At 68.4% G+C, this 12411-nt stretch carries 8 protein-coding genes; 5 read left to right on the plus strand and 3 right to left on the minus strand.

The genetic code is table 11. The features are described 5' to 3' along the window. Together EDC29_RS11835 and EDC29_RS11840 are read right to left on the minus strand one after the other, a co-directional pair. Positions 1 to 3444, minus strand: a complete 3444-nt coding sequence (locus EDC29_RS11835) for a sulfite exporter TauE/SafE family protein (protein WP_223806110.1) — start codon at positions 3442 to 3444, stop codon at positions 1 to 3. Between the two features lie 91 nt (positions 3445 to 3535). Then, positions 3536 to 4816, minus strand: coding sequence for a dicarboxylate/amino acid:cation symporter (locus EDC29_RS11840; protein WP_132230008.1), 1281 nt, complete (start codon positions 4814 to 4816; stop codon positions 3536 to 3538). Between the two features lie 523 nt (positions 4817 to 5339). On the opposite strand from EDC29_RS11840, the gene EDC29_RS11845 reads away from it, so the two are divergent. Both EDC29_RS11845 and EDC29_RS11850 read left to right on the plus strand, forming a co-directional pair. Beyond that, positions 5340 to 5675, plus strand: coding sequence for a hypothetical protein (locus EDC29_RS11845; RefSeq protein ID WP_062274840.1), 336 nt, complete (start codon positions 5340 to 5342; stop codon positions 5673 to 5675). A 498-nt stretch (positions 5676 to 6173) separates the two neighbouring features. Next, a complete protein-coding gene (locus EDC29_RS11850; protein WP_123142811.1) occupies positions 6174 to 8102 on the plus strand; it encodes a methyl-accepting chemotaxis protein in 1929 nt (642 codons plus the stop codon). 13 nt (positions 8103 to 8115) lie between these two features. Here the strand turns inward: EDC29_RS11850 and EDC29_RS11855 are convergent, their stop codons facing one another. After that, complete coding sequence (locus EDC29_RS11855; protein ID WP_123141049.1) at positions 8116 to 8676, minus strand: Lcl C-terminal domain-containing protein; 561 nt, start codon at positions 8674 to 8676, stop codon at positions 8116 to 8118. Positions 8677 to 9231: 555 nt separating this feature from the next. Here EDC29_RS11855 and EDC29_RS11860 point away from each other — a divergent pair. Genes EDC29_RS11860 through EDC29_RS11870 form a run of 3 tightly spaced genes read left to right on the plus strand, consistent with a single transcriptional unit; the run spans position 9232 to position 12358 of the window. Then, positions 9232 to 9597, plus strand: a complete 366-nt coding sequence (locus EDC29_RS11860) for a response regulator (RefSeq protein ID WP_062274831.1) — start codon at positions 9232 to 9234, stop codon at positions 9595 to 9597. A gap of 35 nt (positions 9598 to 9632) precedes the next feature. Continuing rightward, positions 9633 to 11807, plus strand: coding sequence for a chemotaxis protein CheW (locus tag EDC29_RS11865; RefSeq protein ID WP_132230009.1), 2175 nt, complete (start codon positions 9633 to 9635; stop codon positions 11805 to 11807). Positions 11808 to 11854: 47 nt separating this feature from the next. Continuing rightward, positions 11855 to 12358: a chemotaxis protein CheW gene (locus EDC29_RS11870; RefSeq protein WP_123141047.1), complete on the plus strand. Its 504-nt coding sequence runs from the start codon at positions 11855 to 11857 to the stop codon at positions 12356 to 12358. Positions 12359 to 12411 lie beyond the last annotated feature (53 nt).

Here is a 12411-nt window from a genome sequence, read left to right on the forward strand (position 1 = left end):
TCAGCCCGGCGGCAGCAGGATCTCCACCCGTTCGGCCCCGGCCCGCCCGGCGAAGAACTCAATGTCCTCGGCGATGGCACGCCAGCACTCCGGCTCGATCCGCGCGAGCGGGCCGGTGGCGGTGGCGCGGTAGTGCAACCGCCCGTCGCGCAGCGTGATGTCGATGCCGAGCTGCACCGCGGCGGCGGGGGCCCTCGCCGGTCTGAGCGCGAGTCTGAGCGCGCAGGCATTGGTCGCCAGCCGTGGCGCCAGGGTCTCGACCTGTGCCAGGCGGCAGCCGGGCTCGGCGCTGCGCAGGCGTAGCGCGTGGGCGAGTTCGCGCTCGCAGAAACGCTGCATCGCCCGCTCGATCCCGTGCACCCGACGCTGGGCCTCGTGTACCCGCCAGGGTGCCGCGCGCTCGTCGCGGAGTTGCTCGCGCAGCACCCGACGCAGCCGGTCGAAGGCCTTGGGCTGGGTGCCGCTGTGGATCCCCCGACGCAGCATCGCGCGCATGTTCTCGCCGTGCTCGCCGATCACCGCCGGCTCGATCCCCGGGCGCAGGGCCGGCCCCGAGCGCGGGTGGTTGGCGGCATAGATCTTCCAGTTCTCCTTCAGCTCCCAGACCAGGAAGCCGGCCAGCCCCGGCAGCAGCAGCACGGTGAGGGTGGCGAAGGGGTAGGCGATGAGCTTCGGCAGCACCGACTCGGTGAGCGCCACCAGCACCCCGGTGATCGCCGGCAGGAAGGGTAGCAGCAGCTTGTGGGCGATGGTGACCAGCGGGAAGTGCTTGATCGGGTTGACCTGGGGCTCGACCAGCACGGTGACGTAGAACTGGATCAGTGACTGCATCAGGTTCCACAGCGGCGCCAGCAGCGACTTGAGCAGCAGCTCGGGCAGCGACTCGGCGAGATGGTGGCTGAGCAGTTCCTCGATGCGATGCAGCCCCTGCTGGAAGCGCCGGGTGAACTCCTTGAAGAAGTCGAGCAGGGCCTTGACCAGCCCGATCACCAGGGTCTGGTTGACGCGGCGCAGAAAGCCGCCGAGCGCGCTCACCGTCTGATCGACCAGCCGCCGCCCGAGCGGGGTGTTGTTGATCAGGATGCCGAGGGTGAAGGCCAGCCCGAACAAGGGTGCGCCGGGCTCGATGGCGAGCCCCTCGACCAGGCCGGCCAGCCCGATCAGCGGCAGCAGCGCCAGGGTGCCGGTGAGCAGCGGGCGCAGCAGGTTGTGGTCGAGCGCGCGGATGGCGCGGGTGGCGAGCAGGTTGGCCATCGGGCGCCAGCGCAGCAGCCGTCGCACCCCGTCGAACAGCAACAGTCGCAGCAGGGTGCCGAGCCCCTGCCAGAGGGCGATGAAGAACCGCCGGCCAATGCGGGTGTAGACGCCGAGGTTGACCATCAGTGCCACCAGGGCGACCAGCCACAGCGGTGCCAGCTCGGGGTGGCTCTCGGGCGGGACGAGCAGGCCGACGAGCAGGTCGAGGGTCTTGAGACCGAGGAAGGCCAGCCCGAAGGGCAGCAGCAGGTGGCGCATCGCCAGGCGTCCGCCGGGGGTGCCGAAGAGCGGCGCACTGAGCTGTTGCAGGCCCTTGATATAGAGTTCGCCGGGCTTGTAGAGGCCGGGCAGGGCGCGGGCGGCGGCGCGGTCGAAGCGCGCCAGACGATCGCCGCCGAGCAACTCGCGAGGACCGGGGTCGGGCAGGCGCAGGGTGTTGCGCGCGACGATGTCGCGCACATCGGTGAAACGCAGGTGGCGGCGGTGCTCGATGACATCGAGCAGCTCGCAGAGGAGCTTGTGCGCGGCGACCCGCTGACGGTGGTCGTCGGGGGTGAAGCCGGCCTCGTCGAGGATCCGCACGAGATGGGGGCGCAACTGGGTCTGCAATCGCTCGCTGTGACGCGCCGAGAGGGTGCGCAGCGGCGCGGCGCAGCGCTCGACCTCGGCCACCGTCCAGCCGATGCCGTCGAGTCTCGCCAGCCCGGTGTCGAGCGCGTGCAACGCCTTCAGCGTCGACTGGAAGGGGAGGATCTGGCGCAAGGGCTGGCGTCCGCCGCTCAATATCCAGCGCAAGGGCCGCAGTCGATAGTAGGTGGCGCGGCCCTCGTGCAGCACCTGCTCGAGCATCCGCAGCTGTGCCCGGGCGGCGCGGCAGCTGGCACCGTGGCGGTCCTCCTCGATCAGCCGGGCGATCAGCGCGCGCAGCGCCTGGGCCTCGCCCGGCGGCAGCTTCCAGCGCACCGCGATGAGGTCGCCGAGTGCCTGGCGGGCGCGATCGATGCGGCGCGCGATGATCCGGGCGATCTGCTCGGCATCGGGCGCGCAGGGCTGGCCCATGCGCTGGAACAGCCGCTCGGCGTTGACCAGTTGCCACAGGGTCAGCGCATAGCGGTCGTTGAGTTCGGCGCGCTGGGCCATGCGGATGGCATGACGGAACAGCATCAGGTAGGGCGCCATCAGCACCGCCGGCAGCCCGCGGGTGCGCCGCTCGAGACGCAGCCCGAGGGCGAGCAGCGCGGCGAGCAGTGGACCCAGGGCGTTGAGCAGCCAGTCGCGCAGGCGCTGGTTCCAGCGCTGTCGGGGCAGCTGCGAGCCCTGATGGAGCGCGGCCAGGCAGGCCGAGTGCAAGGTGGCGGTGCGCGCGGGCGGCGCGCTGGCCGGTGTCGCCGGGGTCCGCGGCGCGGGCGGTGGCAGCGGGGCGCATACCCTCAGCCCCGGGTCGCCGGTGCCATAGGGCAGGGCGGTGGGCAGTGGCAGTTGGCGCGGCGCCTCGCCACAGGCGCGATCGGGGCGGGTGCGCGCGAGCAGCGCCGTGAGCCGGTCGCCGTCGGGGTCGAGATCGAGGGTCGCGAGCCAGGCATCGAGCGCCGCCCAGTCGGCGATCGCCGGGAACAGGAAGCCGCGCGTCCCCGGGGCGAAGCGGTGGAGCCGGACGAGCAGGGCGACGAAGGCGCGGCAGACGAGCGGGTCGGCGATGCCCTGGGGGATCAGCCCGTCGCGCCCCAGCACCTCGCGGATCTCGGCGAAGGCGCCGGCGCCGATCAGCTCGATGAGCGTGGCGGTGGCGCGGGTCGGCACCTGCTCGCCGGCGAGCTGCCAGGCGCGCGCCACCTCGGCCTCGAAGCGCCGGCCCCAGTAGTCGCGCAGCAGCCGCACGAACCCGGCACGGTCGAATCGCTGCTCGGGCGGGATCGGCAGCAGGATCACCTCGGCGGGCAGGTCGAGGCCCTCGATCACCGCCAGCGCCTCGGGGTTCTCGGTCTCGAGCCCGTGGAGGAAGTCGGCGCAGGGCATCAGCGCATAGATCGGCTCGGGGATGGAGCCTTCGTAGCCATGGGGACCGAGCTGCTTGGCCACCAGCCGCTCGATGGCGCGGGGGTGGAAGAGGAACACGCCTTCGGTGGGGCGGAGGACGCGGGAGCGGAAGGCGCGGGCGGTGCCGTCGTCGTCGGTGGGTTGCGACACGGTTGAGGTCATGCGCTCGGGGTGGAATGTTGACGGGAACGGCGCCGGATTCGACCGGCCGCCGTTCCGATGGTTCGCGCCGGGACGCCGATCAGCCTCGCGCCGGTCCCTGGAGGATGCCCTGTTCGCCCTCGCTCTTGGCGATCAGCACCGCGCCGCAGGAGTCGCCGAAGACGTTCACCGAGGTGCGCATCATGTCGAGGATGCGGTCGACGGCGAGGATCAGACCGATGCCCTCGAGCGGCAGGCCGACGGCGGCGAGGATGATCGAGATCGCCACCAGGCTCGCCGCCGGGATCCCGGCCACCCCGATCGAGGTGGTCAGCGCCAGCAGTACCACGGTGATCTGGGTGGCGAGCCCGAGTTCGATGCCGTAGGCCTGGGCGATGAAGATGACCGCCACGCACTCGTAGAGCGCGGTGCCGTCCATGTTGACGGTGGCGCCGAGCGGCAGCACGAAGCTGGTGGTGCGGTTGGACACCCCGGCGTTCTTCTCCAGCGATTCCATGGTCAGCGGCAGGGTGGCCGAGGAAGAGGCGGTGGAGAAAGCGGTGAGCAGCGCGGCGCTCATCGCCTGATAGTGACGCAACGGGTTGAAGCCGGCGAGCAGCAACAACAGCGGCAGGGTGATGAAGAAGTGGATGCCGAGCGCGGCGACCACGGTGAGGAAGAACAGCGCCAGCGGGCCGAAGACCTCGATCCCCGAGTCGGCGACGGTCTTGGCCACCAGGGCGAAGACCCCGAGCGGGGCGAAGCGCATGATGAGGTCGGTGATCCGCATCATGATCGCGAACATGCCGCTCCAGAAGTCGGATTGGACCTTGGCGTGATCGCCTTCGATGCGGGTGAGATAGTAGCCGTAGAGCAGGCTGAAGAAGATCAGCCCGAGCATCTGGCCGGCACTGGCGGCGGCGACCACGTTGGTCGGGATCATGCGCAGGAAGACCTCGACGATGTCGCCGGCGTCCTTGTCGGCGAACTGCGCCTCGAACCCGGCGCGCTCGGCGCTCAAGCCGAAGACCTCCTGGGCCGAGCCCTCGACCACCCCGGGTTGCAGCAGGTTGACCACGAACAACCCGGCAAGCACCGCCAGCAGGGTGGTGAGCACGTAGTAGCCGATGGTCTTGGCCCCCAGACGCCCGAGATTGCGCGAGCCGCCGATGCCCGAGACGCCGACGATGATGGAGGAGACCACCAGGGGTACAATCAGCATCTTCAGGGCATTTAGGAACAATTGCCCGATGAAGTCGAAGATCGAATAGACGCTGACCCCGAGCAGGGTGGCTTCGCGACCGGCCAGCAGGCCGGCCGCGATGGCCAGGACGAGGGCGATGAGGATCTGCCAGTGGAGCTTGAGTTTGAAAAAGGCCATCGATGCCTCCGGCGTCGATCGGGTTGCCTGCCGGTGCGTCACCTGCGGGGCACCGCATCCCGATCGCTGTTCTAGTGATTAGGTCCTTGATCAGGCGTTGTTTTTCTTGCGTTTCGGGCGGTCGCGCGCGAGCGGTCCCGAGGGGACGGGTGGGTCGTTTCGCAGTCCCCGTGCGGTGGCGCGTCGATCATCGTCCCAACAATCGATCGCGCACTGACGGTGCGAGTCGCGGTATGTTCGGGGGTTGGACGCCCGAGTCCGCGGCGGAGCCGCTCCCTGGAGCGCGCCCAGCGAGCGGGTACGCGGCGGCGAGCGTCCGATTGATTCCGTCTCGGGAATCGATCAGCATCCCGGTGATGGCCAGTGGATCGCCGTTGGCCGCCACCGGGGGAGATCGTCTGCGTGCGGGATCATAGCATGGCTTCGTCAATGGTCCCGGCCGTGGCGGTGCCGTATGGAAACATCTGGCCGCGGGATGGATATGTCATCCGCGGCGTTCACACTGGAGCGATGACTGTCGACCATGCACTACCGAGTCTTTTATCTGTTCGAACGGGCGGGTGAGGCCGTCTCCTCGGCCAGCGCGGTGGAGATGAGCGCGCGGGCGATTCGCGAGCAGCTGCTACCGCGACTGCAGAGTGAGGACGACTATCTGGGGATCATCGATACCGACGAGAACGTGCTGCAGATCCTCTTCGAGCCCGCCGCATCGCGTTACTGGGTCGAGCTGCCGATCGATGCCGCCAAGGCCTCCTACGGCCGCCACATGGCGCTCGAGGAGCTCGAGGAGCTGATGCAGTGCCTGCCGCAGGTCTTCGACCGCGCGGCCATTCCGGGGCTCGAGTACCGCCCCTGGTGAGCTGGGTTCATCATCCGGCGCGACATCGCCCGCCATACGCGGCGGGCGATGTCGGCGCCCATGGTGGGACCGCGCTTGCCGCCCCTGTCCGGTGGTCGCTAAGATAGCCTGGACTGAGGCCGTCACCCCTGCTCGACAAGGACGATGCGCCGGTAGAGCATAAAGGATGACGGCGGCGTGCACTCGGTCTGCCCGTGACCGCCGCGATCTGCTCGATGTACATCCGGCAGGCATGTGGTATTGCGCTGTGTCGTACCCCCTCGCCCATATCGGTCGCGTCCCCTCCAGACTCCCCCAGTCAGGTCCAGGCACTGCCGTCACCCCCATGCGCGGGTGCTCTGTGTATGGCGTTGAGACCATGCGCGGCATTGCTGCGTACTTGTGGACCTCCGTGCCATCGATCAGATGGCATCCGCTGTCCGGTATGGCGGCGTGGTGCGCTGTTGCCCCGTGACCACCCGTCTTCGAGAGTCTCCATCCCCTTCCTAGGTCCCTGTGATGTTCCGATCCCTCTCGCTGAAGAAACGTCTACTCCTGATCATCGCCCTGTCCGGCACCCTGTTCCTGGTCATCGGCTTCGGCTCGCTGCAGTGGGTCAAGCAGCGCTTGACCGACGGCGTGGTGGCCGAGCGTGCCGAAACCCTGCGGCTGGTGCTCGACGAGCGGTTGCGCGCCAAGCAGGATTTCGGGGTGGGGGCGGTGTTCGCCCTGGCCCAGGATCCTCGGGTTGCCGCCATCCTGAGCGATCCGTCGCTGGGTACAGACGGGCTCGCGCGGATCTCGGCGCTCTATCGCGCCGAGACCAAGTATCACAACCTGCGTTTCAACCTGCGTGATCCCCAGGGGCGGGTGCTGGCGCGCAGCTGGACCCCGAAGGGTACGGACGCGCCGGCGGCGGTGCGCGCGCTCGCCGATCGCAAGCCGTGGGCCGGGCTCGAGGTCGGTGAGCTCGGCGTCAACATCCATGCCTTCGCACCGGTGTTCGACGACGAGCGCTATCTGGGCAGTCTGGAGATGATCCAGGGTGTCGGCAGCGTCAGCCGCAACTTCCAGGCCGATGCGCTGCAGTATGTCCTGCTGATCGATGCCGATCGTGCCCGCGCCTTGCCCGCGCTGCGCAGCAATACCGCGGTGGGCGACTGGGTGCTGGCCAACGATCGCTGGTTCAATGCCGAGGCACTGGGCTTTGCGCGCAGCCTGATCGATGCCGATGGCCTCCTGCCGCATCAGTCCGAATGGGTCACCCCGGACTGGTTCGTGGTCGCCACGCCGGTGCTCGATGCCAACGGCACCCGTATCGGGGTGCACCTGATCGGCGAGCCGCGGACGCGACTCGAGCAGCGGGTGGCGAGCACCACCCTCTTGGCCTGGTTGCTCAACGGTATGTTGCTGGTGCTGCTGCTCGGGCTGGCCGGGGCCATCACCTGGGCGGTGCAGCGCTATGTCGCGCGTCCGATCAAGGGCGCCGTCGATCAGCTCGCGCTGATGGAGGCAGACCTGACGTTGCGTCTCGACATCACCAGCGATGACGAGATCGGTACCCTGTTCGGCGCGCTCAACCGCCACACCGAGACGCTGCACCGGATCATTCAGGAGGTGGCAGGGACCGCCACCGAGCTCGACGAATCGGCGCAGCAGTTGCTCGCCGCCGGTGATCAGACCATCGCGCTGGCGCGCGAGCAGCAGCAGGAGACCGATCATGTCGCCTCGGCGAGCACCGAGATGGCCGCCTCGGCGCGCTCGGTCTCGCAGCATGCCGATGATACCCGCGCCGCGGCCGAGGCCGCCGAACGCCACACCGCCGAGGGCGGCGAGGAGGTGCGCCGCACCACCGCCGCGATCGACCAACTGGCCACGCAGATGCATGAGATGCAGCCGGTGGTCGAACGTCTCGAGCGCGGTAGCGCCGGGATCGGGCAGGTGATCGAGGCGATCGCGGCGATCGCCGAGCAGACCAATCTGCTCGCGCTCAACGCCGCGATCGAGGCGGCGCGTGCCGGCGAGGCCGGGCGCGGTTTTGCGGTGGTCGCCGACGAGGTCCGCAACCTCTCCAACCGCACCCAGGAGTCGACCCGCGAGATCGCGGCCATCGTCGAGGAGCTGCAGCGCGCCGCCCACCAGGTCGCCGAGGCGATCCAGCACAGCAATGGCCAGGCCCAGGACTGCGCCACCCTGGCCGGCCGCGCCGGCGTGGCGCTCGAGGAGATCCGCTCCGGTGTCGGTGGGGTCAACGAGATGGGGCTGCAGATCGCCGCGGCCACGCGTGAGCAGCGCGAGGTGACCGAGAGCATCAGCGCGAGCATGGCGCGGATCCACCAACTCGCCGAGGAGAGTACCCAGGCGATGGAGCACGGTCAGCAGGTCAACGCCACCCTGGTCGAGCGCGCTCAGCGCCTGGAGGCGCTGGTCAAGCGCTTCAGTCTGTAGTCACCGATCCGGCTCAGGGCGCGGCGGCCCCGTCCGGGGTCTCGCGCACCAGCCGGATCGCGCCTTCCTGCTCCTTGCTCATGCGATAACGGCTGCCGGCGAAGAAGCTCACCGCCCAGGCGCGGTCGAGCCCGCCGGTGTCCCCCGAACTGGTCCAGAAGATGATCCCCGGGGTGTTGGGGAAGACCTGCGGGTTGACCGCCGGTCCGGGGTGACAGCGCTCGACGATGGTGGTGAGCTCATCGGCGCGCGGCAGGCGCCAGCCGTCGTCGCGTCGGGCGGCCAGCGCCTCGGCCGCGCGCCACGACCAGCTGCCGGGCCGACCGACGCAGTCGCGCCCGTCCCAGCGCTGGCCGAGCGCGCAGCGCTGCCAGTCGAGCCCGGTGGGCTGATGGCGCACCGCCTGGCCGTCCTCGATCGGGGTGAAATCGGCCGATGGCGTGGTCTGCGCCCGGTTGGGCAGGCAGATCCCGGCGGCGTCGGGGATCTCGGCGGGTTGCGGCGGTTGGGCCTGGAGTGGCGAGGTCAGGGCCAGGGTCGTGACGAGAGGGAGGAGCCGGGTACTGTGGGTCATGGTTCGAGAGGGTACGGCTGAACGGTGGTCTTGCGTCCGTGATGACTATACTATGGAGGCGCGAATGTGGATGCGGTCATTCGTCGCCGGACACGGGAACGACCTGAGTCGAGTCGCCGTGTTCGATCCGGTCCTCTTTTCAAAAGAGGCGGATTGGCCGTTAGCGCCGCGCTGGCGCACGTGCCGCGAAACAAGGAGCCCTGACGAACAGACCGTCCTTCATCATGTGCCATGTCGCCCTCAGGCCCGACTCAAGGGTCCCTTTCGTTTCATCCTATCCGCTGCTCGCCGCCGGCGTCGGCGTATCCCGCAGTCCCTTGGCTCTTGGCAGGAGCGTCCCCTTTGATCCTGTCCTCGACACACGGAGGTGTCCATCCGTCCGGCATCCACGAGATGATGCCGGGCGCCGACCCAGCACATCGCAAGGTTCCGGCTTGAGCTCGGGCGCGTCGCGTGCGCGACGGGATTCCGACGAGAGGTTGTTGCGTGCTTTTGTACGTATGACGTGTCCCCAGATGGGGGACACAGAGACAATCGAATTGGAATATTCTCTCGATGGCTAAGACGATTCTCACCGTGGACGATTCCGCCTCCATCCGCCAGATGGTCTCCTTCACCCTCAAGGAGGCCGGCTACAGTGTGACCGAGGCGGTCGATGGCCAAGACGGTCTCGACAAGGCGCGCGCGAGTCGCTTCGACCTGATCTTCACCGATCAGAACATGCCGCGGATGGACGGGGTGACACTGATCAAGCAGCTGCGTGCCTTGCCGAACTATCGATCGGTCCCGATCCTGATGCTGACCACCGAATCGGGCGATGCGATGAAGAGCCAGGGGCGGGCCGCTGGTGCGACCGGCTGGCTGGTCAAGCCCTTCGACCCGAAGAAGCTTCTGGAGGTCGTGCGCAAGGTGATCGGCTGACACGTCTCCCGGGCGACAAGGATTAAGGGGCGGACATGACCATCGATATGACCCGTTTCTATCAGGTCTTCTTCGACGAGGCCGGCGAGCATCTGGCCGAGATGGAGACCTTGCTGCTGGAGCTGGATATCGAGGCCCCCGATCCGGAGGTGCTCAATGCCATCTTCCGGGCCGCCCACTCGATCAAGGGCGGGGCGGGCACCTTCGGCTTTCACGACGTCGCCCGGGTGACGCACATCCTCGAGACCCTGCTCGACCGTCTGCGCAAGCACGAGCTGGCGCCGACGGTGGAGATGATCGACGCCACCCTCCAGGCCGGGGACCTGCTCAAGGCCCAGCTCGCCGCCCATCAGCGTGGCGAGGAATTCGAGGATCCGCAGATCGCCGAGGTCTGCGCCCGGCTCGAGCAGCTGTCCCAGGGCGGCGCGCTCGAGACCGTCCCCGAGCCGCCCGCTGGCCCCGCTGATCCGTGCGCCTGCTGGCGCCTGGTGTTTGCCGCCGACCTGCTCGGCGCGAGTGGAGATGAGCGCGAGGCCGGGCTGGCCGCGGCGCTCGCCGAACTCGGCGAACTCGAGCGCAATGTCTCCGCCGACGTCCCGTCCGATCGCCTGGCCTGGCGATTGTGCACCGAGGTCGAGCGTGAGGCCATCGTCGAGATCTTCGATTTTCTCTGCGATCCCGAGGAGGTCGAGATCACCCGCGAGGAGCAGACCGGCGGGGGCGAGGAGGAGGATGGCTTCGGGTTCTTCGAGGGGGCGCCGGGCAGCGATCGCGGCGCCAATCAGGAGCTCGACGGTTTCGGTCTGTTCGGCGGCAGCCCGGGCATGGATCAGGTCGCCGAGACCGCCGAGCGCGAGCGCGACGAGCAGCAACAGGGGTTCGGCTTCTTCGAGACCGCGCCCGGCGCCCCCGAGGCCGCCCCCCCCGTCGAGGAACCCGCCACGCCCCGCTCACCGCCCGCGGCCGAGGGTGGGGCGGGGAGCAGGCCACCGGCGGGTGGCCGTCGCCAGCCGCAACCGGCCCCGGGCCGCCAGCCCCAGGGCGAGTCCTCGATCCGGGTCAGCGTCGAGAAGGTCGACCAGCTGATCAACCTGGTCGGCGAGCTGGTCATCACCCACGCGATGCTCGCCGAGTCGGCCACCGCGCTCGATCCGGTCGCCCAGGAACGGATCTTCGACGGTCTGGCCAACCTCGAGCGCAACTCGCGCGACCTGCAGCAGGCGGTGATGTCGATCCGCATGATGCCGATCAGCTTCGTCTTCAATCGCTTCCCCCGGGTGGTGCGCGACACCGCCTCGGCACTCGGGAAGAAGGTCACGCTGAAGCTCATCGGCGAGGACACCGAGCTCGACAAGGGGCTGATCGAGCGTCTTGCCGACCCCCTCAACCACCTGGTTCGCAACAGCATCGATCACGGCATCGAGACCGCCCAGCAGCGCATCGAGCAGGGCAAGCCCGAGACCGGCGAGATCGTGCTCGCGGCCAGTCATCGCGGCGGCAATGTGGTCGTCGAGGTCAGCGACGACGGCGCCGGGCTCGATCGCGAGCGACTGCTCGCCAAGGCCGCCGAACGTGGCGTGGCGCTCCCCGACAACCCCACCGACAAGGAGGTCTGGCAGCTGATCTTCGCCCCCGGGTTCTCGACGGCGAAGGCGGTCACCGACATCTCCGGGCGCGGTGTCGGGATGGATGTGGTGCGCCGTAACATCGAGGCGATGAACGGTCGCGTCGAGATCGACTCCGAGCCGGGGCGCGGCACGCGCATCACCATCCGCCTGCCGCTGACCCTGGCGATCCTCGATGGCATGTCGGTGCGGGTCTGCAACGAGACCTTCATCCTCCCGCTGACGGTGATCCGCGAGTCGATCCGGCCGCAGGCGGGACAATGCAAGACCCTGGCCGGAAAGGGCAAGGTGGTGCACGTCGGCGAGGAATATCTACCGCTCGTCGCCCTGCACCAGATCTTCGGACTGAGCCGTCAGCAGGTCGCCGCCGAGGAGACCATCCTGGTGATCATCGAGTCCAACGAGGGGCGCGCCGCGCTGCAGGTCGACGAGCTGCTCGCCCAGCACCAGGTCGTGATCAAGAGCCTGGAGACCAACTATCGCAAGGTCGAGGGGATCTCCGGGGCGACCATCATGGGCGATGGGCGGGTCGCCATGATTCTCGACGTCGACGCCCTGGTCCGGCTCAGTCGCAAGACGCCCTGACCATCATCCACACCGCATCGGAGGAGTAGGGTCCCGTGGAGGAACCGATGAACGAAGACTCTCAGGATTCGACGACCGTCAACAGCGAGGACTCGCGCGAGTATCTCACCTTTACCCTGGGCGACGAGGAATATGGCATCGATATCCTCAACGTGCAGGAGATCCGCGGCTACGACACCGTCACCAAGATCGCCAACTCGCCGCACTTCATCAAGGGCGTGATCAACATGCGCGGGGTGATCGTGCCGATCATCGACATGCGCCTGAAGTTCGAACTCGGCGAGGTCGAGTACAACCAGTTCACCGTGGTGATCATCCTCAACATCACCGGGCGCGTGGTCGGCATGGTCGTCGACGGCGTCTCCGACGTCATCGCGCTGCACCACGAGCAGATCCGTTCGGCGCCCGAGTTCGGGGCCGTGCTCGATACCGCCTATATCGATGGTCTGGCCACGCTCGAGGAGCGCATGGTGATCATGGTCAACATCGAGCGGCTGATGAACAGCGAGGAGATGGGGCTGGTCGATCAGGCACGCGCGAGTGCCGAGTGAGCGCGTCGCCGCGTGCGCGGTGGCGTCGGTAATCGAGAGCATGACGGGAGAGC

Source organism: Marichromatium gracile (assembly GCF_004343155.1).
GTDB lineage: Bacteria > Pseudomonadota > Gammaproteobacteria > Chromatiales > Chromatiaceae > Marichromatium > Marichromatium gracile.

Coding starts and splice junctions, on each gene's coding strand:
- EDC29_RS11850 (WP_123142811.1), top strand. CDS start 6,174: ATGTTCCGATCCCTCTCGCTGAAGAAACGTCTACTCCTGATCATCGCC.
- EDC29_RS11845 (WP_062274840.1), top strand. CDS start 5,340: ATGCACTACCGAGTCTTTTATCTGTTCGAACGGGCGGGTGAGGCCGTC.
- EDC29_RS11865 (WP_132230009.1), top strand. CDS start 9,633: ATGACCATCGATATGACCCGTTTCTATCAGGTCTTCTTCGACGAGGCC.
- EDC29_RS11855 (WP_123141049.1), bottom strand. CDS start 8,676: ATGACCCACAGTACCCGGCTCCTCCCTCTCGTCACGACCCTGGCCCTG.
- EDC29_RS11870 (WP_123141047.1), top strand. CDS start 11,855: ATGAACGAAGACTCTCAGGATTCGACGACCGTCAACAGCGAGGACTCG.
- EDC29_RS11840 (WP_132230008.1), bottom strand. CDS start 4,816: ATGGCCTTTTTCAAACTCAAGCTCCACTGGCAGATCCTCATCGCCCTC.
- EDC29_RS11860 (WP_062274831.1), top strand. CDS start 9,232: ATGGCTAAGACGATTCTCACCGTGGACGATTCCGCCTCCATCCGCCAG.